This window comes from Deinococcus roseus, from assembly GCF_014646895.1.
Classification (GTDB): Bacteria; Deinococcota; Deinococci; order Deinococcales; family Deinococcaceae; genus Deinococcus_C; species Deinococcus_C roseus.
Genome location: NZ_BMOD01000007.1, coordinates 197,668 through 219,189, shown reverse-complemented (window position 1 = coordinate 219,189; position 21,522 = coordinate 197,668). Strand labels below are relative to the sequence as shown.

At 56.8% G+C, this 21,522-nt stretch carries 24 protein-coding genes, 4 tRNA genes and 1 pseudogene; 16 read left to right on the top strand and 13 right to left on the bottom strand.

The features are described from left to right. Nucleotides 1–230: 230 nt before the first annotated feature. Both IEY52_RS11875 and IEY52_RS11870 read right to left on the bottom strand, forming a co-directional pair. Complete coding sequence (locus IEY52_RS11875; protein ID WP_189002897.1) at nt 231–482, bottom strand: DUF6959 family protein; 252 nt, start codon at nt 480–482, stop codon at nt 231–233. A gap of 10 nt (nt 483–492) precedes the next feature. Then, nucleotides 493–1,251, bottom strand: a complete 759-nt coding sequence (locus IEY52_RS11870; protein WP_229684752.1) for a polymorphic toxin-type HINT domain-containing protein — start codon at nt 1,249–1,251, stop codon at nt 493–495. Nucleotides 1,252–1,263: 12 nt separating this feature from the next. On the opposite strand from IEY52_RS11870, the gene IEY52_RS11865 reads away from it, so the two are divergent. The 5 genes and pseudogenes from IEY52_RS11865 to IEY52_RS11855 all read left to right on the top strand — a co-directional run bounded on the left by IEY52_RS11865 (nt 1,264) and on the right by IEY52_RS11855 (nt 4,451). After that, nucleotides 1,264–1,863 carry a PadR family transcriptional regulator gene (locus tag IEY52_RS11865; RefSeq protein WP_189002896.1) on the top strand — a complete coding sequence of 200 codons (600 nt, stop codon included), beginning with the start codon at nt 1,264–1,266 and terminating at the stop codon, nt 1,861–1,863. Then, nucleotides 1,860–3,068, top strand: coding sequence for an FAD-dependent oxidoreductase (locus tag IEY52_RS11860; protein ID WP_189002895.1), 1,209 nt, complete (start codon nt 1,860–1,862; stop codon nt 3,066–3,068). The genes IEY52_RS11865 and IEY52_RS11860 overlap by 4 nt, the downstream gene beginning before the upstream one ends. A 96-nt stretch (nt 3,069–3,164) precedes the next feature. Then, nucleotides 3,165–3,299: a hypothetical protein gene (locus tag IEY52_RS26955; protein ID WP_268239724.1), complete on the top strand. Its 135-nt coding sequence runs from the start codon at nt 3,165–3,167 to the stop codon at nt 3,297–3,299. Nucleotides 3,300–3,314: 15 nt separating this feature from the next. Next, nucleotides 3,315–3,662, top strand: a pseudogene (locus IEY52_RS26950) (TerD family protein); the annotation flags it as partial. Between the two features lie 78 nt (nt 3,663–3,740). Further along, nucleotides 3,741–4,451, top strand: coding sequence for a vWA domain-containing protein (locus IEY52_RS11855; protein ID WP_268239726.1), 711 nt, complete (start codon nt 3,741–3,743; stop codon nt 4,449–4,451). A 17-nt stretch (nt 4,452–4,468) separates the two neighbouring features. Here the strand turns inward: IEY52_RS11855 and IEY52_RS11850 are convergent, their stop codons facing one another. Further along, nucleotides 4,469–5,116, bottom strand: a complete 648-nt coding sequence (locus IEY52_RS11850; RefSeq protein ID WP_189002893.1) for a hypothetical protein — start codon at nt 5,114–5,116, stop codon at nt 4,469–4,471. Nucleotides 5,117–5,475: 359 nt separating this feature from the next. On the opposite strand from IEY52_RS11850, the gene IEY52_RS11845 reads away from it, so the two are divergent. Continuing rightward, nucleotides 5,476–5,548: transfer RNA gene (locus IEY52_RS11845), tRNA-Met, on the top strand. A 1-nt stretch (nt 5,549) separates the two neighbouring features. Continuing rightward, nucleotides 5,550–5,618, top strand: a tRNA-Arg gene (locus IEY52_RS11840). A 91-nt stretch (nt 5,619–5,709) separates the two neighbouring features. Here the strand turns inward: IEY52_RS11840 and IEY52_RS11835 are convergent. Both IEY52_RS11835 and IEY52_RS11830 read right to left on the bottom strand, forming a co-directional pair. After that, nucleotides 5,710–6,009 (bottom strand): hypothetical protein, encoded by a 300-nt coding sequence (locus IEY52_RS11835; protein ID WP_189002892.1) that lies wholly within the window; start codon nt 6,007–6,009, stop codon nt 5,710–5,712. Continuing rightward, on the bottom strand, nt 6,009–6,965 hold the full coding sequence (locus IEY52_RS11830) for a HEAT repeat domain-containing protein (RefSeq protein WP_189002891.1): 957 nt from the start codon (nt 6,963–6,965) through the stop codon (nt 6,009–6,011). Before IEY52_RS11830 ends, IEY52_RS11835 begins: the two co-directional genes overlap by 1 nt. A 39-nt stretch (nt 6,966–7,004) precedes the next feature. Here IEY52_RS11830 and IEY52_RS11825 point away from each other — a divergent pair. From IEY52_RS11825 to IEY52_RS11810, 4 genes are all read left to right on the top strand, one after another. After that, nucleotides 7,005–7,075 (top strand) — tRNA-Cys (locus tag IEY52_RS11825). A gap of 8 nt (nt 7,076–7,083) precedes the next feature. Next, nucleotides 7,084–7,158 (top strand) — tRNA-Ala (locus IEY52_RS11820). A 24-nt stretch (nt 7,159–7,182) separates the two neighbouring features. Then, on the top strand, nt 7,183–8,577 hold the full coding sequence (locus IEY52_RS11815; RefSeq protein ID WP_189002890.1) for an SDR family NAD(P)-dependent oxidoreductase: 1,395 nt from the start codon (nt 7,183–7,185) through the stop codon (nt 8,575–8,577). A gap of 36 nt (nt 8,578–8,613) precedes the next feature. Beyond that, complete coding sequence (locus IEY52_RS11810; protein WP_189002889.1) at nt 8,614–9,774, top strand: leucine-rich repeat domain-containing protein; 1,161 nt, start codon at nt 8,614–8,616, stop codon at nt 9,772–9,774. 24 nt (nt 9,775–9,798) lie between these two features. Here IEY52_RS11810 and IEY52_RS11805 read toward each other — a convergent pair whose 3' ends face one another. Both IEY52_RS11805 and IEY52_RS11800 read right to left on the bottom strand, forming a co-directional pair. Next, entirely contained in the window at nt 9,799–10,632 is an 834-nt protein-coding gene (locus IEY52_RS11805; protein WP_189002888.1) for a hypothetical protein, read from the bottom strand. Nucleotides 10,633–10,690: 58 nt separating this feature from the next. After that, on the bottom strand, nt 10,691–11,806 hold the full coding sequence (locus IEY52_RS11800; protein WP_189002887.1) for a YaaC family protein: 1,116 nt from the start codon (nt 11,804–11,806) through the stop codon (nt 10,691–10,693). 403 nt (nt 11,807–12,209) lie between these two features. Here IEY52_RS11800 and IEY52_RS11795 point away from each other — a divergent pair, with 403 nt between their 5' ends. Beyond that, nucleotides 12,210–12,566 carry a hypothetical protein gene (locus IEY52_RS11795; RefSeq protein ID WP_189002886.1) on the top strand — a complete coding sequence of 119 codons (357 nt, stop codon included), beginning with the start codon at nt 12,210–12,212 and terminating at the stop codon, nt 12,564–12,566. A 181-nt stretch (nt 12,567–12,747) separates the two neighbouring features. Beyond that, nucleotides 12,748–13,758: a helix-turn-helix transcriptional regulator gene (locus IEY52_RS11790; protein ID WP_189002885.1), complete on the top strand. Its 1,011-nt coding sequence runs from the start codon at nt 12,748–12,750 to the stop codon at nt 13,756–13,758. A 151-nt stretch (nt 13,759–13,909) separates the two neighbouring features. Here IEY52_RS11790 and IEY52_RS11785 read toward each other — a convergent pair whose 3' ends face one another. Next, nucleotides 13,910–14,617, bottom strand: a complete 708-nt coding sequence (locus tag IEY52_RS11785) for an N-acyl homoserine lactonase family protein (protein ID WP_189002884.1) — start codon at nt 14,615–14,617, stop codon at nt 13,910–13,912. Nucleotides 14,618–14,749: 132 nt separating this feature from the next. Here IEY52_RS11785 and IEY52_RS11780 point away from each other — a divergent pair, with 132 nt between their 5' ends. Beyond that, entirely contained in the window at nt 14,750–15,391 is a 642-nt protein-coding gene (locus IEY52_RS11780; protein ID WP_189002883.1) for a LexA family protein, read from the top strand. Between the two features lie 78 nt (nt 15,392–15,469). On the opposite strand, the gene IEY52_RS11775 is transcribed toward IEY52_RS11780, so the two are convergent. Further along, entirely contained in the window at nt 15,470–16,588 is a 1,119-nt protein-coding gene (locus IEY52_RS11775) for a serine hydrolase domain-containing protein (protein WP_189002882.1), read from the bottom strand. Nucleotides 16,589–16,775: 187 nt separating this feature from the next. On the opposite strand from IEY52_RS11775, the gene IEY52_RS11770 reads away from it, so the two are divergent. Then, nucleotides 16,776–17,870, top strand: coding sequence for an ROK family transcriptional regulator (locus IEY52_RS11770; RefSeq protein WP_189002881.1), 1,095 nt, complete (start codon nt 16,776–16,778; stop codon nt 17,868–17,870). A 119-nt stretch (nt 17,871–17,989) separates the two neighbouring features. After that, nucleotides 17,990–18,205: a hypothetical protein gene (locus tag IEY52_RS11765; protein WP_189002880.1), complete on the top strand. Its 216-nt coding sequence runs from the start codon at nt 17,990–17,992 to the stop codon at nt 18,203–18,205. Nucleotides 18,206–18,312: 107 nt separating this feature from the next. Here the strand turns inward: IEY52_RS11765 and IEY52_RS11760 are convergent, their stop codons facing one another. From IEY52_RS11760 to IEY52_RS11745, 4 genes are all read right to left on the bottom strand, one after another. Next, nucleotides 18,313–19,224, bottom strand: a complete 912-nt coding sequence (locus IEY52_RS11760; protein ID WP_189002879.1) for a DMT family transporter — start codon at nt 19,222–19,224, stop codon at nt 18,313–18,315. A 77-nt stretch (nt 19,225–19,301) separates the two neighbouring features. Then, on the bottom strand, nt 19,302–20,123 hold the full coding sequence (locus tag IEY52_RS11755) for a GAF domain-containing protein (protein ID WP_189002878.1): 822 nt from the start codon (nt 20,121–20,123) through the stop codon (nt 19,302–19,304). Nucleotides 20,124–20,374: 251 nt separating this feature from the next. Continuing rightward, on the bottom strand, nt 20,375–20,731 hold the full coding sequence (locus IEY52_RS11750; protein WP_189002877.1) for a hypothetical protein: 357 nt from the start codon (nt 20,729–20,731) through the stop codon (nt 20,375–20,377). A gap of 206 nt (nt 20,732–20,937) precedes the next feature. Further along, the gene (locus IEY52_RS11745) at nt 20,938–21,450 is read right to left on the bottom strand and encodes a serine hydrolase domain-containing protein (protein WP_268239725.1); all 513 of its coding nucleotides are present in this window, start codon (nt 21,448–21,450) and stop codon (nt 20,938–20,940) included. Nucleotides 21,451–21,522: the final 72 nt, after the last annotated feature.

Here is a 21,522-nt window from a genome sequence, read left to right as displayed (position 1 = left end):
TCATCAGGCTTACCGACTCGAGGGGGCATGACAGGTCCATTCTCCCACCTGGGAGCCTGGCCTAACACACAATCATCTCAACAAACCACCCCTGGACTAGAATTATTGCAGAATCACTCCACGGGTCGGCTGAAGCTCATGCCACAGCTGGGAAGTCCCTCGACTGGAGGTCGGCTGGGTCTTCGGCTGGAAGCAAAGGGAAAGCCCTCCCGTTTGGGAGGGCCTTAACACTATTTCTCTTCACCAAATTGATTATATATGTCGTTTAAACGTCCCACAACATTATAAATGCGATCTATAAGATAGGATGCCTCATCAATATCAATATTATTAGCATCGATCATTTCCTTCAGCTCCTCAATATTAAAATATAGCAATGAGAGGGTATCACCTTGGAGTGCAATACTGGGGAATCTCCTAAGAGCCGACTTGAACACAATGCCATCTGATTCATGATACAGAATCTCAACTTCGGTCTTCATATCATCCTTTCTACTTCACTTTGGGGGTAAAGACAATGTGCGGCCTATCATCAATGCTCCAGCCTTTCTTCTGGAACTGTTCGGTTGACCACGCATCTATGCCCGATTCTCTTCCATTTTCTATTTGCCCTCCCCCAGTACCCCTAGGTAGCTTGTAAGGAGATTGTCTATCAAGAGCTTTCTTTCTGTCAGCACTGTTTGAGCCTGGCAAGTAGTAATCAAAATCCGATTTGGCACTTACTGGATCTCCAGTGGTGTAGGACTTACCACTAGCTTTGCTGCCAAATAGATAAACAGGTTTACCTGTTTTATCAGCATAAGCTTGGATCCGCTTTATCTCTTCTTCTGTAAGATGCTCTAGAGTGGCACCATTAGCGGTTTTGGGTCCGCAGTTATGCACCAACCAGCCCTGGGTTCCAACGAAGAAGGTGTGGGCCTCCTCAACCTCCAGATTGTACATCGTCCTGGTTTCCTGGATGGTGTTGACGTAACGGACTTCCCCCAGGGTGCCATCGGCCTGTTTGAGTTTGTCTCCCACGCTCAGGTGTCCTGCCCCCACCCACTTGTCGCTCAGGTCCGGGTGGCCTTCGGGTTTGGGTCTGGGTTCACTGTCTGAACGCTCCGTGACGTAGAAGGGGTGTTCTGGGAAGGTGATGATAAATCCCATCTGAACCGGAAGAAGACAGATTGACTGCAATCCGCCAGCGTGATCAAAGCCCTTCCCAAAATAGTTGATATCGAGTATTTGATTTCGTATATTTAAAATCAATCAAGGAGGCGTATGCCCCAGAAACGCAAAGTCAGCAACCTGCTGGCGCTGGCCGTGCTGTCTTACCTCAGCCGCCAGCCCATGCATCCCTACGAACTCAGCCGCACGCTCAAACAGCACCAGGACGACCGCAGCATCAAATTCAACCCTGGATCCCTTTACATGGTGGTCGAGCAACTGCACAAAGCAGGCTTCGTGCAGGAACTGGGAACCGACCGGGCCGGGAACCGACCGGAGCGCACCACCTACCAGATCAGCGACAGTGGACGCACAGAACTCTACAGCTGGCTGAAAGAAATCATCGAAACGCCTCAGCCCGAATACCCCCAGTTCATGACGGCTCTGGCCCTGATTGCTGCCCTGCCGCCTGCAGAAGTGCTGGACTTGCTGGGAAAACGCCTGATTCACCTGCAGGAGCAACACCAGCAGACTGTTCAGTACAGAACCCAGACCCTGCAATCCGGGGTGCATCCCCTCTTCCTGATTGAGGAGGATTACCGTCTGGTCCTGCTTGAAGCCGAAATCCAGTTCGTGAGGCAATTCATCCCCCAGGTCAGAGAATGGCAACACCCCTGGGAACAACTGCAATCTGAGAACAGGGAGAAACCATGAAACCAGACACCCTCATCATCGTGGTGGGCGCAGGTATTGCTGGACCCACCCTGGGCATGGCTTTGCAGCAGGCAGGTTTTCAGCCCACCCTTTATGAATCCTCTGCAGAAACCGCAGAGGGCATCGGGGCTTTCCTGACGCTCAGCACCAACGGGATTCAGGCGCTCAGGGTCATTCGGGCAGACCTTCCGGTGCTGAAAAGAGGTTTTGCCACCCCGGAGCTGACTTTGCGCAGCCACACCGGAAAGTTTCTGGGAAAAACCAGCACAGGGACCCCACTTCCAGACGGCACCTCCAGCCACACCCTCAAACGCGCAGATCTGTATGAGGCCCTTTATCAGGAAGCCTTGCGGCGAGGCGTTCGCTTTGTGCACGGCAAGCACCTTGTCGATGCCACCGAAACCCCGGAAGGGGTCACAGCCCACTTCTCAGATGGCAGCACCGCCACAGGAGACCTTCTGATCGGCAGCGATGGGGTGCATTCGGTGCTCAGAAGTGTGATTGATCTTCACGCGCCCAGACCGACCTATTCGGGTCTGCTCACCACGGGTGGTTATGTCCAGAACGTGAAAGTGGATGTTCCAGTGGGCAGCTATGAAATGATTTACGGCCAGAAGGGCTTTTTTGGATATGCCCCTGCACCCAATGGCGAGGTGTGGTGGTTTGCCAACGTGCCCTGGCCCAGAGAACCCGCCAGGGGAGAGGTGGAATGCCTGGGCAGCGAACACTGGAAACAGCACCTGCTGCAGTTGCACGCAAAAGACCAGGGGCCCATCCTGGATGTGCTGCACCACACCGATCACCTGATGACCATGAAAGCCATCCACATGCTGCCCCACCTGCCCCACTGGCAGAAAGGCCGCATGCTGGTGATCGGAGACGCTGCCCATGCCCCATCCCCCAGCTCTGGACAGGGTGCCGCACTGGCCATCGAGGATGCCGTGGTGCTGGCCCAGTGCCTGCGCGACGCAGAGACCGCAGAGCAGGCCTTTGCCCTCTTTGAAAAAACCCGCCGCCAGCGCATCGAACGCATCATCCGCTGGGCCGCCCGCATCAACAACAGCAAAGCTGCAGGCCCCCTGGGAAGCTGGTTTCGGGATTTGCTCATGCCCACCGCCATGAAATGGCTGGAAAAATCAGACAGCCAGCGCTTCATTTTTGACCACCAGATCCACTGGGACACCCGCATGAACCCCACCGTCTGATGTGACCTCAGGCCACCCCGGTCCTGCTCTGGTTGCGTACAATCAAACATGCTCCAAAAGGCATAAATTGAATTTGCGTTTTCCAGAGAGGACCCCATGCAAAACTTCAGCAGAGGACAGAAAATCCCCCTGTCACAGCTCACTTCCAGCCAGGAATTGACGGTGACCCTGGTTTTCCAGAACCCCCAGAACCTGACCCTGGATGCCACCCTGTTCGGGGTGGACGCCTAGGACCAGCTTTCAGACGATGCCTACTTCTGTTTCTTCAACCAGCCGGAAAGCCCAGCAGGTGCGCTGAAACTCCTGCCCGGTCAGATGGGAGAGCTGCAACGCTTTGCAGTGAACCTTGCCCGTTTGCCAGCCAGCATCAAAAAACTGGTGTTCACCGTCAGCATCGATGGTGCAGGCACCATGCGGGATGTGCCAGAAGGCACCTTCACCCTGAAGGCTGGAAACCAGGACATCCTGAAATTCAGGGTTTCTGGAACGGACTTCCAGCAGGAAAAAGCCCTGATTTTTCTGGAAATCTACCTGAAAGACCAGTGGCGGGTGGGGGCGGTGGGACAGGGTTTCTCGGGAGGCCTGGGGGAACTGCTCAGGCATTACGGCGGAGAAGAAATCGAAGCACCACCTGCCCCCACTCCTCCTGCTCCCCCTCCATCCAGCAAAGGGGTGGACCTGGAGAAAAAAGTGCTGGCCCACCCGGAAGGACAGCGCCTGATCAGCCTGGTGAAAACCGTCAATGTCACCCTGCAGAAAAAAGGCGTGGCAGACGTGCATGCCCAGGTGGTGCTGGTGATGGACGCCACCGGCAGCATGAAAAACGCCTACCGCAGTGGCACCGTGCAGGCGGTGGTGGACCGGGTGGGGGTGCTGGCCATGCGCCTCGATGACGACGGCAAACTGGAAACCTGGTTTTACGCCCACGACTTCCACCACACCGCAGACGTCACATTGCAGAACATCAGCGGTTACGTGGGACGCACGGTGCTGGACAGATCCGGTGGGTTCCTGCTGGGTCTGGGCCGCGCCAACAACGAGCCCCCCGTCCTGAGCGCACTGGTGGAACGGCACAGAAACAGCCGCGTTCCCGTGCTGATCCTGTTCATTTCAGATGGCGGGGTCAGCCAGAACGCCGAAATCAAACGCATCGTCAGCGAAGCCGCGCACTTCCCGATGTTCTTCCAGTTCATCGGTCTGGGAGGCAGAAATTACGGGGTGCTGGAGAAACTGGACACCCTGACGGGACGGGTGGTGGACAACGCCAGTTTCTTTGCCATCGATGACCTCTCCAGCATCAGTGACGAGGAGCTGTACAGCCGCATGCTGGCAGAATTTCCCCTCTGGCTCAAAGCGGTGCGGGAAAAGGGCATCCTCAGGTAGAGTGGGCCTGCACCCAATCAATCCAGCAGCAAGCGCCTCAGAACCGCCACGTCGGGCAGCCAGTACAGGTTCAAAAGGTGCTGCAGGCGCACCTGTACGCCTCTGGTCTGCAATGAGGGGTCGTCTGCAGGAACGGCTTTCAGCAAGGTCAGGGCATCCTGTCGGCAACGGGTGCTGCAGGCGCAGATTTCCAGCAGCAATTCCAGAGATGGGCTTGCAGGAGGGATGCCGGCAAGGGCCTGCACTGCAAATTGCAGGTCTGGCAGGCGGTCATCTGCAGGCAGGAAAACCCATTTCCCATCTTGTGTTTCCATAAAACGCTCTGCAGGCAGGACTTCACGCAGCACCCTGGGGATTTTGTTGGCCAGATGCTGCACGGCTTTGAGGTTGCGTTTCGCCACCACATACCGGGCCGTTTCGATCCTGCGCTCTGGACGCCAGCCCAGTTTTTTCAGCAGCCTTGCCCCCCCTTCACGCACCAGAGGGTCTCTGGATTGCAGCAAGGGAACCAGCTTCTCACGGTGTTCTTCTTTCAGCTTCTCCTGCAAAGTCAAACTGAACAGGTGAGCCACCCCAGTCCAGGGGCTTCCTGGCAGCACATCCCACCAGCGGGGCAGGTCCAGCAAACGCACCAGATCAGCATGCAAGCGTTCAGGCTGCTCCATGCCCCACTCCCTTAAAACATGTAGGGTTCTGAGGGCCACATGCGGGTCTTCCAGGTCTTTCAGTGAAACCGAGAGTTCATCCCAGCGCCTTGGATCACTCCAGGGCCTGTATTGCAGAAGGCCCCGGATGGCATACGCACTCTGAAGGGCTGCTTTGCTGAGGGGAGGAGCTGGTTTTTGGGGTTGAAAGGGGAAGATGGTCTGGCTGACCTGTGCTTGCTGGACCTGAAGGTTTGTTTGTAACCCAGCAGACTGGGGCACAACTTTCGGTTGCTGCCCCTTTTGAAAAAGGTGTTTGAGGGCATTCAGTCGCTTCTTTATGCTCCCACTATACGGGGACCAGATGCTATGGTAAAGGCGGAACCGTGGTCCAACTGGAAAGACGGGTGGACTCATAATCCCCAGTTGCAGGTTCAAGTCCTGCCGGTTCTGTGGGCGCTGGTGCAATGGAAGCACGCCATTCTACGGGAATGGCCCTGTGGGTTCGAGTCCCACCCGCCCTGCCTGCTTCTGGTTGGACAGGTGTAAATGGATGCATGTGGCCCTGTCAAGGCCAAGGCGGGGTTCGATCCCCCATCCACCAGGATCAGGTTTCAAATCTTGTGACGGTCCAGCAGCATTCTGGCGCGTTCATGGTGTTTTCCATGCAGGCTGGCAATGCGTTCCACCATCCATCGGTCAAACAAGGCTGGCACCTTCTCCATGACCTGCAGCAAATACAGGATGTCTGGCTGATCGTAACGTTTCCGCAATCCTGCCCAACAGCGGTCCTCCTGAGGGGGCGTCACAATCACTTGCAGGGCCACCCGCATTTTGTCCTGCAAATGTTTCACGGCTTTCAGTTTGCGTTTTGCCACCAGATAAGCCGCAGTTTCGCTCAGGTGTTTTTGCATCAATTTGAATTCTGCTGTTCCAGCAATGTTCTGGCCCTCTGGCCGTATTTGCTGCTGTAACGGGCAATCAGGGCCACCTTTTCCCAGGATTTCTGGGGGATGTTTTCCATCACGGCCACAAAGAAACCCATTTCTGGGGCATTGAAGGCCTCAAAATCTGCTGCGGTGTACAGGCTCTTTGGGTTGGGAAACCGCACCACCGAAATGGCGTGCTGCATTTTGCTGGCCAGATGGGGAATGGCTTTTTCGTTGCGCAGGGCCACCGCCATGCGGGCTTGCTGCGACCGGGTTGCGGGTTTCCAGCCCAGGTTCAGCAGGGTGCGGGCGGCCTGTTCCCGAACCTCCCCGTCTGGGGCTTGTAGAAAATTTTGCAGGTAACGCAGGCATTCAGGGTGCTGGATGGGCTGCGCTGCCACCACCCAGAATTCAGCCTGCTTGCGGACAGATCCATAAGACTTCCACCGGCTCCAGTCTGGATGGTTGAGGGCTGCCAAAAGCGCATCTGGATGGTGCTGCAGGCCCCACTGGTACCACACCGGGAAGATGCAGGCTGCCCCTTCATCCGGGATGTAATGCTGCAGGTGGTTGAGCAGGGCCAGCCACACCCCCTGGTGAAAAGGGCGTGCAAAGGTGAGGGCCTGCAGCAGAAAAATCCGGGTCTTTTCGCGCTGTTCCTCAGGAAGCTCACGGATCCAGTTGTGCAGGGTGTCCGAGTCTACCGGGGCCAGAGAAGCCATCAGGGCCAGTTGCACCAGTCCCTGTTCCATCGGTGAAAAATCGTGCTTGTGACGCTGGTAAGGCTCAATGTAATGGGGGAACCTGTCGTGTTGCCGGACCACTCTGGCAAGGTGTTCTTGCAGGGTGGTTTCTGTGGGCAGCCTCATTCCTGCTTCCAGATGGTATGTGATCAGGTTCTCATTGAGGAACCAGAGGTTCAATGGGTTTTTCAAAGTCATGCAGCCATGATATAAAACCACATGCTAGAATTCTGGTCAGGCAGTCTGGTGTAAAGAAGCATGGTGCCCTGCACAGGCACACGGTGCAGGTTCAAGTCCTGCTGCTGCCCCAAAACATGCAGGTTCTGGTCCAATGGAAAGGCGCGCTGCTTTGCAAGCAGTGAGATGTGGGTTCAAGTCCCACTGGCCTGCATGTTTTTGACTTTGGTGACCTGACATGGACCAGAAGCTCCCTTTTACAGAAGAAGAATGGAAGGCCTGCATCCGGGTCCTGAAGGTGCTGGCCCGCGATCCTTTTTGCAGCCCGGACAACCAGACTTTAAAAACCCTGGTCAGCAAGATTTACAAGGCAGCCAAAAAAGAAATCCGCAACCAGAACCAGCAGCAGATCCGGGAGCATGACCGTTTGCTGCAAGAAAAAACCGTGGTGTTTCAGGTGAATGACGCCTCGGTTCCCCTGACCCTCCAGGCCCTCCCTGCCACACCTGCCACTGACACGGTGGGGGAGCGCATCCAGCCTGAGCGCTGTTACGTGTGCAAGAAACCCTACCGCGAAGTGCACTTTTTTTACCACCTGCTCTGTCCAGCGTGCGCCCGCCTGAACCACCAGAAAAGGCTGCAGCGGGCAGATCTCACGGGCCGCATAGCACTGATCACGGGTGGACGCATCAAAATCGGGTACCAGCTGTGCCTGAGGTTGCTTCGGGATGGCGCGCGGGTGATCGTCACCACCCGGTTTCCGCAGGACGCCGTGAAGCGTTTCGCTGCAGAGGAGGATTTTGCGGTGTGGGCAGACCGCCTGGAGGTGCATGGGCTGGATTTCCGCAACCTGATCCAGCTGGAGGCCTTCATTGCAGACCTCAAAAAACGCCTGCCCCACCTGGACATCCTGATCAACAATGCCGCCCAGACGGTGCGCCGCCCATCTGAGTTCTATGCGCATTTGCAACCTCTGGAAAACCTGCCCCGTGCGTCTTTGCCAGAAAGCTGGCAACAGGTGTTGCGGTTTGCAGAAACTGGACCTGCAGCGCTGGAATTTCGGTCTGCAGCAGCGCTTCCGCAGGTGCTCAGCCCTTACTTTCCAGCAGGAGAGCTGGACCAGGACGGTCAGCAGCTGGATTTCCGACCCCAGAACAGCTGGACCCACACTGCCGATCAGGTGGGCACCCTGGAGATGCTGGAGGTGCAACTGGTCAGCAACGTGGCCCCCTTCATGCTGGTGTCGCAGTTGCGCTCCCTGCTGAAAAAATCCCCTTTTGAGCGGCGTTTCATTGTGAATGTCAGTGCCATGGAAGGGCAGTTTGCCCGGGAAAGCAAAACCGAATTCCACCCGCACACCAACATGGCCAAGGCCGCGCTGAACATGCTGACCCGCACCTCTGCCCAGGATTATGTGCGGGACCAGATTTACATGACCTCCGTGGACACCGGATGGATCACCGAGGAGAACCCCCACCCCAAGAAATCCCGCCTGCGCGAAGGGGGATTTGTGACCCCGCTGGACGTGCTGGACGGCATGGCCCGCGTGTACGACCCGATTGTGCAGGGTTTGCAGGGGGCCATGCCTTTCTCGGGTTGTTTTCTGAAAGATTACCAGCCGTATCCCTGGTGAAAGGGCAAAATGGTGAAAGGCAAAGAGGGTGAACCCATGGAAGAATTCCCGATTCACTGTCCGGTTCAGGACACTGCACACGACCTGCCTTACCCGGCTGCAGAATTGCAGCCCCTGCTCAATCACCTGCTGGGGAATCACGCTGCGCCCCAGCGTTTCCCAAGAGGCACCGTCACCGAAGATGGACGGCTGGACCTCTGCAAACAGGATTTGGGTGTGGAGGGCTGCAGGCACATCAAAGAAGCTTTGCTGGCAAACAACGTGATTCACACGCTTTTGCTGGGCACGGATGCCATCGGGGATGAGGGGGTGGCCATGGTGGCCGAACTGGTTGCGCAGAATTCCACCCTGCACACCCTGTACCTGGGGTGCAACCACATCACGGAAGCAGGCATGCACACCCTCGGTGAGGCCATTGCTGCCCAGGACCACATCGAGGCCCTGTGGCTGAAACGCAACCCCATTGGTGAGGGGGGCGCAAAAGCGGTGGCCAGCATGCTGCAAAAGACCCCTTCTTTAAAAGTGCTGGATCTGGTGCAGGCCCTTCCGGACCGCAAAGGCCTCACTGACATCCTGGAGGTGTTGATCCAGCAAAACCGCACGGTGGAACGCCTGCACCTGGGCGGCAACCACCTGGGACCCGCAGAGGCCGAACAACTGGCCCAGGTGCTGAAAGCCAACCCGACCCTGCGTTCCCTGATGCTGGGGGTGGGTCAACTGGGAGACGAAGGGGCCATCGTGCTGGCAGAAGCCCTGCAACACAACACCACCCTGCAAGAACTGGGGCTGGCCAGCAACGGCATCGGAAAAGATGGAGCGAGAGTGCTGTTGCAGACCCTCAAAAATCATCCCTCGCTGGAGGTGCTGGACCTGGGTTACGCCCCATCCACACGGGTGCTGAATGCCCAGGGCAATGTGCTTGGTGACCGGCTGGCACCAGAGCTGGGCCAGTTGCTGCAGCACAACACCACCCTCAGAAGGCTGGATGTGACCCGCACAGGACTGACCTTGCAGAGCCTCCCCACCTTGCAGGCCGCTTTGCAGGAGAACCACACTTTGCTGGAATTGCAGGTGGAAAAAGCCCTGCTGCGACCCCTGATGCCTCTGCTGGAACGCAACAGAGCACAGGCTGAACCCTGGGAAGTCCCCGCAGAGCTGCAACGCATCCGCAGTGTGTACCGCACCAGGGTGCTCTGAAGGCCCTTCTGGCTGGGGCGTTTTTCAGGGACGGTAAAGGATGTTGCGGCTCTCCTGGTAAATGGAGCCGTCTTTCAGGCGCACCGTCCGCAGAACCCAGTTGTTTCGGGTGTCCAGCACATAATCCACCTGTTCAAATCCGGCAGGCACCTGCAAGCCCTGCTGGTCGTAGCGGTAGCTTTCTGCATACAGGGCTCCGCTTTCAGATGTTTCGGTCCATTCCACCAGTCGGCCTGCCGGGTCATAACGGTAGGTGTTCTCGTGGGCAAACACGAACTGCTGCTGATCAAAGAACCACAGGGTGCGCTGCACCAGCCGCCCGTTCTGGTAAACATGCTCTGCTTTCCAGAGGGCTTCTTGCACCCTGGGATGGTCCTTGAGCGGGTGGCTGTACACTTCGGTCATGGTGTTCGCTCCATAAAAACAGCGGTCCGACACCCTGCCCCCTGCCCCGTAATACCTGGAGGGCAATTGCGTGGTGTCCACCTGTGTGACCCTGCCTTGCACATCGTAGAGGGGTTTGCTTTCGCTGCTCAGCTCCCCGTGCGAGTAAAAACGGGAGTTCACCAGCCTGTCCCGGTCATATTGGTACTCCTGGCGAAACACCTCTGCTCCATCTGGCAGGTGGCGCAGAAAAAAAGCCTTCACCTGTCCGTTCTCGAACACCCAGTTTTTGCTCTCTGCAGCCGCCCTGAGGGTGCCGTCGGCATCGGTGACGTTCAACCGGTGGTCTGAAATGGCCTGCACGTCTGGCACGGCTTTCAAACCCTGCAAGGCCAGGTCTTCAAGGGGCAGGGTCAGGCACTGGGCAAATCCAGCAGACGACAGGGCCAGCAGCACCACCACGAGGCATTTCATGCTTTGATTTTCCCACAACCTGCTGCACCTGGGGAACTGCCGTGTTGCGGTGAACCTTTCAGTTTCCAGACTGACCCGGTGCAATGATGTTGAGCCTCACCTGCCCGATTTTTTCCAGGGCAATCTGCGGCACCACCCGCAGGAACACCCCCTGGTAGTACTTGATCAGGGCAAAGTAATCGTCCAGTGCACCCTCACTGATCTCCCGCCACAAACTGGGACGGTAACGCACCAGGATGCTGAGCTGATACATCAGGCAGTAATGCATGGCCAGCACATCGTTGATGGACTCCAGCAGGGGTTGCACGTAATGCGGCAGGGCCATGGCCGAGCGGTACAGGTTCTGGCCCTGCAAGGTTTCGCCCTGGGCATCCACCAGTTCGGTCAGGGAGAGGTTCTTGCTGAGGGGTTGCAGCAGCTGGAAGGTGCTGAGAAACCCGTCCTGCTGCCTGATCAGGTTGACCTGACCCTGCTGGCCCGGCTGATCCTGCTTGAAATCGGGCTGCACCCCCTGCCATCCAGCACTGAGCGGAGGTGTGACCCCGGAAGGCCGCGCTGCAGTGGACAGGGGTGTTTTGCCTGTCACCTCCTGATAGAATTCTCCAAGCTCCACAATGCTGGCCAGCAAAGTGTCCAGGGAAATCAGCTGGCTGCACTGCTCGGGGGTGAGGGAACGCAACTCACGCACCCGCCCGGTGATGGCCAGTTTGCGGGGGTTCAGGCCCAGCCAGGACAGGTAACGCACCAGCAAACCATCTTCGGTGATGTAGATTTTCTGGCCTTCCGGGAAATTCAAGAGGGGGTCGTCGATGTTGTTGAGGCCGTGCCCCATCTTGGTGGCCTCCTCGAATTTGCCCAGGTCGTAAGGGCTTCTGGGGTCGGCAATCAAAACCGCACCCACCAGGGCCATCAGGCCGTAATAGCCGTTCAAGACGCGCTTGCTCCAGGATGACCCCGGTTCATGCAAATATTCCCTTGCGTTCCTGAGGCAGTAAGCCACCCCTCTGGCCTTGTTGCGCAGGCGCTGCTGGCTGTCTGCCGAATGGTGCTCAAGTCCGGATTGCTGGGCGCGTTCTTCAATGAGTTTGTAAGCCAGGGTGGTGCTTTCCCACTTCATCAGGTGCAGCCACACCTGCTCGATGGGGTTTTCCGACATGATGTTGATCTGGCGCATGGCTGGGTTCATGGTACTGGAAAAGGGTGAGAAACCACAGTCCTGGGTTGATGTGTTTTCAGCGGCCCAAAAGGTCCTTGTGGATGTGGAGAATTTGATTTGCTGATCTCAGTAAAAATCGTTTAAACCCATTCCAATGTCCTGACCTTTTCCAATGTCCTGACCTTTTCCAATGTCCTGACCTTTTCCAATGTCCTGACCTTTTCCAATGTCCTGACCTTCATGCTCGCTTTGCTCGGCAAAAGTCTGTCAACCAGATTTTTGCTGAAAGCGACAGACTGGCTCAAGTCCTTTTGTTTTCAATTCATTTCATGTTGAAGGTGTTTGCTTTCAACAGAAGGACAGGAGAATTGTATGAATCGCACCCAAATGAAAGCCCCTTTTTCCTTGCGTTCTGGCGGACTTGCCCTTATCTGTCGGAACCACCTTCAGCGCCACCATCACCCTGACCAATGGCAAGTCTGCTGTGATGTCCCTGCAGAAAGACCCTGAGAAAGTGGCTGCCAACAAAGTGGCCCAGAACCTCCTGATTGCCATGGGTGCTGTGGAAACCAGCAATGGTGCTTCCAGTGGTGCAGATGCCACCTGCATTTATGACAGTGGGCAGCAAAAAGTGTTTGTGCAGTCAGGACCTGAATCCAGTGAGGTGTCTGCTCCCGCTCCGGTGAACAGTGTTTCTTGCAGCAGTTCCCTGACCCAGTTTGATGCCACCGTCACCACTTCAGGCGGGGTTTCCGTCACACGCTCCCTGATAAAGTGAAGTTCAGAGGATTCAAGGGCCAGTGCATCTGGCCCTTTTTGCTGTTCAGAGAGAGGGTTTGTGGTGCATCGGTGAAATGCCTGCTCTGCCATTTTCTTTTCGCCCTGCGTCAAAAGCTGTCGCGCCTGCTGTTTACACTGAACCCACCCAACCACTCCAAACCTGCTGGGAGGAAAACACTGTGAATTTGTCTGGTCGCACCATCCACAAAAGCGAACGCCTCATGCGCATCCTGGAGATCCTCAAGCACACCGCCCTCAGCAGCCATGAACTCAGAAAGCGCCTGGGGCTTCCTGAAACCCAGATCCGCACCCTGCAACGCGACCTGGAACTGCTGCTCGAACGGGATGATCTGGTGCGGCGCACGGATGGCCGCTACACAGCCAGAGACCGCAAGCCTGCCCCCCTCAACCCTGCAGAGGCGCTGGCGGCTTACTCTGCAGCAAGGCTTTTGTTTCACCACGCCTCGGAGTACAACGAGCATTACCTGACCACCCTGGAAAAACTCACCTGCAATTTGCCTGAACCGGTGCGCAAGGTGGCAGAGCAGATGAACCAGCAGTTCAGCGAACGCCCCAACCGCAGGCAAAGCCGCAGCCTGGAACACTGCTCGATGGCCTGGCTGGAAAGCCGCTGGCTGAAATTTGATTACCATGCCCCCTCTACGGGCAAGAACCGCACAGTGGAACTCGCCATTTGCTTCATTGAGATCAACCCACACAACCGCTCTGCTTACGCCATTGGATTCGAGCGCACCAGCAAGAAGCCCTCCATCCGGGTGTTCAAGGTCTCTCGCATGCGCAGCACCCTGGTGCTGAATGAACCCTGCGAGATCCCCGAGGATTTCAGTGCGATGGGCTTCATGCAGCATGCCTGGGGGGTGAGTGTGGGAGATCCGCAAAAGCTGGTGTTGCGCTTCAGACCAGAAGCCCGTGAGCGCCTGCTGGAAGAAAACCTGGAGGCCCGATCAGACCGCTTTGAACTGCTGGAAGACGGTCACACCTGTGTGGAACTGACGGTGGCCAACGTGTGGGAGGTGGTGCCCTGGATCAAAGGCTGGGGGGCCTGGGTACGCCTGGAGGAACCGGCATTTTTGCGGGACGAATTGATCAAACAGTTGCAGGAAGCCCTGCAGTATTACAGCGGTTTTGAGCCGCAAATTCAGGTTCTTTCTGAAGTTCGGGGCGTTTGACAGAAGGAGAAGGACAGGGGGCTCTCTTCTGGTTGTATGTTTCTGGAACAGAAGGATTCTTTTAAAGCCTCCCATTCCAAACAACATCAACCCTGGCAGTCACCTCTTGTTCTTCTGTCAAAGGCTCTGAAGTTCCTGCAGCTGGCTTTTCTCAGTCGTAATGCTCTGGCAGCTGCTTCAGGTTTTGCCACTGCGCCTGGTCATGCCCGAAAATCACCAGCGGGATCTGTTCCCGTTCTGCCAGGTCCAGCAGTTTGAGGGTGCTGGCCTGGGCCTTTTCAGGGTCTGGTTGCCTTTCATCGGGCGGCACATCACGGGTGAAGCCCTCCGCAAAATTCACAGCGTCCACCGTCAGCAAAACCAGGCCTGTTTTGGGCAGCCGGAGCAGCACCGACTGGTGTCCTTTCACGTGCCCACTGGTCTCGATCAGGTGCAGTCCGGGCAAAAGTTCCGTGTCCCCATCAATCAGACGAATGCGCTCCAGGGGCTGATCCCACTCGGGCTGCAGGGGAGCAAACCGGGGGTTGCCCGCCACAGCATCCTGATGGTGTGCGCGCTGAACCACATACTCTGCCCTGGTGAATGCTGCGTGCCTTCCAGCATGATCGATGTCGTAGTGCGTGGAAACCACCATGTCAATGTCCCCGGGTGTCAGGCCGATGCTGGCCAGTTGCTGGATCACGTCTTTGCCGTTCTCAAAATCGGTTTCCTCTGCAGGCATGGTTTCCGGGAGGCCCGTGTCTATCAGGATGTTCTTGCCGTTTTCTGTTTGCACCAGATAGCACACAATGGGAATGTGGTATTCGGGCATGTCTCCCACTTGCATCAGATAAAGACGGTTTACAGCAGTCTCGCTCATGTTTCCCCCTCAGGTGGAATGTGCATTTTTGGTGATGCACCCCTCCATGCATCTCATGTGCAATGGCCATTTTTTGGCGTATCAACCCTGACTATACTTGACGACCTGACACGTATCAAGTAGTTTCGGTTCATGCCCCCCAGAATCACCGAGATTCGCAAAAAAGTCCTCACCTGCTTGCTGAAACTCTCCCGGAAAGGGCCCGTCACCTCCGCTGAACTCGCCCGTCACCTGAACGTCACCCCCCAGGCCATGCACCAGCACGTGAGGGCGCTGGAAGAACTGGGTTTCGTGCAGGTGCACCGACTCACCAGTCGCAGCGCCACCCTCACCCTGTCTGAAAAAGCGGAGCTTGAACTGGGTTTGGGGGGATTGCCCATTGCCGGTCCCATCGCCGCAGGTTTTCCCCTCATGCCCAGCGACCACCCCCAGGGCTTCATGGACCGCCTTTCAGACTTTTTTGATGTCCGGGAGGGAGATTTCCTGCTGAAGGTCGAGGGCAGCAGCATGGTTGGCGTGGGGATTTTCCCCGGAGACTTGGTGGTGGTGCGTCCAGCAAAAGACATTGCAGAAGGCGAAATTGCAGTGGTGCTGATCAAAAGTGAAAACCTGGTCACCTTGAAGCGCTGGTATCTGGAAGGGGATGGCATCGTGCTGGTCAGTGAGAATCCACAGGTGGACCCCATGCTTTACCACAAAGAAGACATCGAGCTGCAGGGACACCTCATCGGTCGTCTGGGGGGGAAGCTTCCCCGCAAAAACCGCCACAGCTGAAGGATCACCCCAGCGTTTTTACACCCCCGGATCCAGCAGCACCAGGGGACGCCCCGGCCCGAACCGACACACCGGCTTTCACTTCAGCAGGGCGTCAAAGGCCAGATTCACACCCTGGTGCACGGCTTCTGCAGCCACCTCTCCGATGTTGCTGGTCACCACCACCCCAAGGCGTTTTTCGGGAAGAATCCACATGCTGGCGTAATTCAGGGTGTTGCTGCCATCGTGGGTGAAAAAAGTGCCCCGCTGGTCTTTGTAGACGTTCCAGCCGTAAGCGTATTTGTCTCCGTGGTGGTCTTTGTGCAATTCCTGAAAGGTGGAGGCTTTCAGGATGCTGTCCTGGCCATTTTGACCGTTCATGTGGGCCTGCAGGTACTTTGCCAGATCGGGCAGGGAGCAGCGCACATTGTCTGCCCCATTGATCGCTTCGGTGTTGCCCGCCAGCACCTTGCCATTGGCTGCCGTTGGGAACACAGGAAGCACAGCAACGGCCTTCCCGCCGTCCATTTTGTGGGGCCAGGGCTGGCTGACGGTGCGGGTGTCCCAGGTGAAACCCACACTGCATGAATTCATGTGCAGGGGGCCAAAAATGTGTTGTTGCAAAAGCTGGCTGTAGGTCTGCCCGGTGGCTTTTTCAGCAGCCATGGCCGCCAGTGCATAACCCACATTGGAATACAGAAAAACCGTGCCGGGTTTTCTGAAGGGTGGGGTGCCCAGCACGGTTTTCAGCACATCGTCCCGGCGTTCTTGCAAGGGGATGGTGTTGTCCCACCAGTCCATGTTGTCGGGCAGGTTGGCCATCAGGCCCGAGCGGTGGGACAGCAACTGGTCCAGGGTGATGTTCTGCAGATCAGGATGGATGGTCAGCTTCGGGAACAATTCTTTGAGGGTGCTCTGGAAACCCAGCTTCTTTTGTTCCACCAGCACCCCCAGCAGGGTTGCAGTAAAGGATTTGCTGATGGATCCGAGGTGATGAACGTCTGTGACCGTGACTTTTTCAGGCGTGCCGATTTTGCGCACCCCACCGACCCCTTGCCCCAGCACTTTCTGGTCATCGAACAGCACCACACTGAGAGAAGGCAAGTTGTGCTGGGTGACCAGCCTGGACATCTGGGTGTTCCATGGATTGGCAAACTGGGCGTGAACCACAGGACCGAACAGTGCAACCGTCAAAGGCAGGAAAAAAACGCTTTTCATGCCTCACTGTACGGTTCAGCAGGCAGGGGCGTTCCCAGTGTGCGGTTTGAGGCCGTCCTGAAGCTTCACGGATACAGGCAGAAACTGATTTGAGCAGAAACGGATTTGATAAGTGAACTTTGTTAAAACTCACATCCTGGGTACAATGGAGGCAGCAGAACCACAGCAGTGGCCCTGAATCCGTGAGGTGACTTTGAATATCTCTGCTCCATCCACATCTGCCCGTGAACGGGTGTATCAGGCCCTCAAGCAGGGTTCGGCCACCCGTCCTGAACTCGCAAAACGCACGGGCCTCAGTGGCGTTGCCGTGATCACCGCTGTGGAGGAATTGCAGCAGGCCAGACTGGCTGCGCTGGAAGACACCCCCCTTCCTGGCAGCAGGGGACGCCCGGCCACGCAGGTGCGTTTGTTGCTGGAAGAAGCCCGCATCACCGCTCTGGATCTGGGAGGGGCGCAGGTCAGCACCGGAGCCTTCAATTTGCTGGGAGAGCGCCTGGGTTCCGCGCTGCATGGACCCCCTCAGCAGCAGATTTCTGAGGATCCCGCGCAGAATGTGGCATGGCTGGCAGATCTGTTGCAACGCCAGGGGCAGGCACACCAGTCGGTGATCGGGGTGCTGGGCCGGGTGGATCCTGAAACCCGCAGGGTGACCAGCCGTCCCCTGAAACTGCAGGATCATCCACTGGAACAGGAACTGTCTGAGCGGCTGGGCTGGCCGGTGCGGGTGGAGAACGACGCCAATCTGTCGGCGTGGCACCACTGGAAAGTGCTGAACCTGCGCCCGTCAGATCCGCTGGTGTTTTTGAATTTCAGCTTTAACATCGGGCTGGGCATGGTGCTGGGCGGGCAGGTGTATTCCGGGGCCAGAGGGGCTGCCGGAGAAATCCAGTACGCTGCAGATCCCAACCGCACCAACCCTACAGAAATGATGGGATTGCGCTTGCTGGGTCACCTTCAATGGCTCTCTCCCAACGGTTCCACAGCAGATGTGGCCCTGATGGGGCACCAGGGCCACCGGGCTGCCCAGCGGGCTTTGCAGCGTTTCAATCAGGATCTGGCGGTGCACCTCACCTCGGTGATGGCGGTGCTGGCCCCCAGGGTGCTGGTGCTGCAAGATGTGCCGCTGGCTTCTGAACTCCTCAGGGATGAGGTGCGTTTCACATTTGCAGAACTGGGTTTTGACACCCGGGTGATGATCAGTCCGCTGGGACCGATGGCAGGTCTGGTGTCTGCAGGGGTGTACGGGGTGAAGGTGCTGGAACGCACACGGCTGGGTCTCTGAACAGCAGGACATTTGTCTTTCTGGCAAGAAAAGTGCTGTTTCAGATGATGTTTTTAAGATTTGATTTGCACACCATAATTTGATAAGCTGACTTCATAAAAGAAAGGCAGGCAGATGCCATGGACCTCAATTCCTGGACCCCAAAAGACATTTCCCGCAGGCTCGGCATCATGGTGGGCTTCTTTGCAGGGGCCTTCACCAGCATGATCCTGATGACCGATGGGGGCTGGAATCCGTGGCTTGCCATCCTGGCTTGCATCCCACTGGGGCTTTTCGCTGGCTGGCTGACCCGTGTGCTGTCCCTGCAGCATTACCGCAGCAAAGGCAAGACCTGAACGCGCAGCAGGACATCAGATGGCCCAGCAGGCCCGCAACTTCGGCCTGCAGCAGGGATTGCTGAACCTCAACGGATCCAGCTTTCAAACGCAGGCGCGCCACAGCGTCAGGTCTGCTGGTGCACTGTTTTTTGGGCTGGATCTGGCTGCAGCGACACCCTGGCCCCCAGCACCATCAGGGCTCCTGCCAGGATTTGCCCTGCGTTCAGGGTTTCTCCAGCCAGCAGGTTTCCCAGCAGCACAGCAATCAGCGGCGTGATGAAGGTGTAACTGGCCACCCTGGAAGCGGCCCACACCTGCAAAAGCAACTGGTGGAGCACAAAGCCCATCAGGGAACCCACGCTCACCAGATACAGCAAACTGCCTGCTACATCCGGGTGCATCAGGGCCTCCCAGCGCACCTGCTGCCAGGACTCCACAACACAGCTCAGGACCAGCAACAGCAGGCCTCCCAGCAGCATCTGCAGGGCGGAAACCTCCAGCACAGAGAATTGCTGCACCACTTTGCGCCCCTGCACACTGCCCCAGGCGTACCCCAGAGACCCCAGGCACATCAAGAAGGCAGCACCCTGCTGCTGGGCAGGCAGACCTGCAGGACTGAACAGCAGCAAGAGGCCCACACAACCCAGTCCCACCCCCAGCCCTTTGCGAAAAGAAGGGTTTTCCTGTTTCAGCAGCACCCCAAAAAGCAGGGTTCCCAGCGAAATCGGAACGGTGCTGACCACAGCAGCCATGCCACTGGAAATGAACCTTGCCCCCCAGGCCATCAGGCCGTAACTGCCCACCACCATCATGCAGGCCAAAGGCAAAATCTGTCTCCAGGCCTTCAAGATGCGCAGCTGTTTTTTGCTCCACAGCCAGAACAGCAGCACCCCTCCTGCCAGCACAAAACGCAATCCCATCAGCAGCAGGGGAGGAAGGACCTGCAAACCCACTTTCAGGGCCAGAAAAGTGGACCCCCAGCTCAGGCACAGCAGCACAAAAGCCAGCGCAGGGAAAGCGCGGATCACGGGCGTCATCTGCCCCGAGTGTAAAAGCACAGCCCACCCGCTTCAATCCAGGTGGGCCAATCTCAGGCATTGGCTTTTCTGATGGGTCAGTCTGCCTCTCCAGCCACATGCTGGGTCTGAAAGTACAGCTGGTACTGGATCTGGTCGGTGGTGTCCTCCAGCACCAGCAGGTTGCGGTTTCCAGCCAGGGGAATGTGCTGCACCGTGAACCAGCCTTGCTGGTTTGCTGCCTGATACACAGGTTTCAGCGCACTGGCCTGGGGGTCCACCGTCAGGCCCTGCCACTCAAAACGCTCGCCCGGGGTCCAGGAGAGGCCCGTGATCTGCTGCGCAGCTGGATTGGCCGAAATGATTTTCTGCTGGGCATCCAGCACCACAAAACCCGTGGGGGAGGCCTGCAGCACCTGCTGGTATTCGTTGTGCAGCAGGCGTTGCTGCAATTCCTCGATGGTGCGGCGCGCCATGCCCTGCAGGGCTTTCCGGTCCCAGTCTGAAAAAGTGCGGGGTTGATAATCCACAGCGCACAATGTCCCAATGCGGAACCCTTCAGGGCTGATGATGGAAACCCCCAGGTAAGCCCGAATGAAGGGATCTCCCAGCACAGCAGGATGCTCTCTGAACATCGGGTGGGTGGTGGCGTTCTCCACCACCATCGGTTCATTCGAGAGGATGGTGTACTGGCAGAAGGTTTCCTTCCGGACGGCGTCATCTTTGCTGAACTGGATGCAGGCCTTGAACCACTGGCGTTCCCGGTCCATGAAAGACACCATCACCGAGGGGACCTGCAGCAGAAATGCGGTGTCCTCGGCAATGCGGGTGAAAGCCACTTCATCTTCGGTGTCCAGAATCCCGTAACTGTACAGGTTCTCCAGACGGAGTTCTTCATTTGGGTCCAAAAGCTGGGTCATGGGCCTCCTGGGGGTTCAGTTTCAACGGAATGATGCAGAGCAACAGCTGTAAATGCGGTCAATGCAGGTCTGTGATGTGCTGGGTTTCATCGGAACAGGGGATGCAGGGGGTCAACCCTCCAGCAGCGTTTTTGCTGGGACACATTTTACCGCACAGGGGTGCTCCTGAAGACAGGCTGGTTTCAGCATAATCTGCAGGTTCTGTCAAAATGTTTACTTTCTGTTGCTGCCGGATTGCAGGCTTTTTGCTTTCAATTCAGGACCATGCCCCAGACCACAGAGAGGGCGGGTTTGACCAGCAACTTCAGGGTGCGCAAGGGCAAAGCTGGATCAAAATCCACTTCCAGGTATTCCTGATGGTCTTTTTGAATGAATCTGGTGGAGACAATCTGCGCCAGATGAAGCTTGACCAGAACGTTCCCTTCCTGTTCCAGCACAAGGGTCATGTTTCCCAGATATGGGGTCATGCTGCAATGAAGGGTCAGACCCTGACGGATCAGGGTGAAATGAAGGGTGGTGAACTCCCAGTATTCTTCAGGATCATCCAGAACAGGTTCTGATTCAAACAGCCACAGCAGTTCATGTTCTTGCGGGAATTCGCGTTTCATGGGTTGTTTTCAGTCTAACGTACAACTGCAGCGAATGAAAAAACCAGTCCTGAAGTAAATTCAGGCTGGTTTTCGGGAGCAGGTTTGAGGATGGAATTCAGGGATTCAGGCGTTTGCCCTGCAGCACCATTCCTGGCTGAATGAATTGCAAGGTGCCGTCTGGCAGGAATACCACCTCGGCGTCTCCAACAGCCAGATACAGGTGGTCAGGGCTTGCGGCCTGCAGGTAGAGGGGGTGCCTCCGGTGGGCAACAGGGAGAGGTTTCCGTTTTCCTGCTGGATGATGAAGCTGAATTCTGTTCCCTCAAGCTGGTAGTGCCTTCTGTTTTTTTGAATTGTTCGGGGGTCAGGGTGAGGGAAGGGCGCACTGCTGGCAGGGTCACTGCTTCTCCCAGAGCGGCATGGGCCAGATTCAGGGCCAGTTCATCTGCAGGGAAATATCCCACGTTGCCCAGCACCACCACACTGAGTTTCTGCTCGGGGAAATACATCATGCTGGACTGAAAACCACTGACCGAACCTCCGTGCTGGATCAGAGGTTTCCCCTCATCCTGGCCCACGGTGAGACCGTAGCTGTACGGCTGGTCGTGGTATGCAAGAACCTGCGGGGTGGAGAGGGCTTTTTTGCTCTCTTTTGAGAGCAGGGAACCTTCAAACACGGCTGGCAACCAGCGGGCCAGTTCGGGTGCAGTGGAATTCAGGCCCCCGGCACCGGTAATGCGGCAAGGAAGACTTCCAAAAATGGCCTAACCTGAAGAGAAATCGACAGAAACCGGCTACTGGAGGGACTT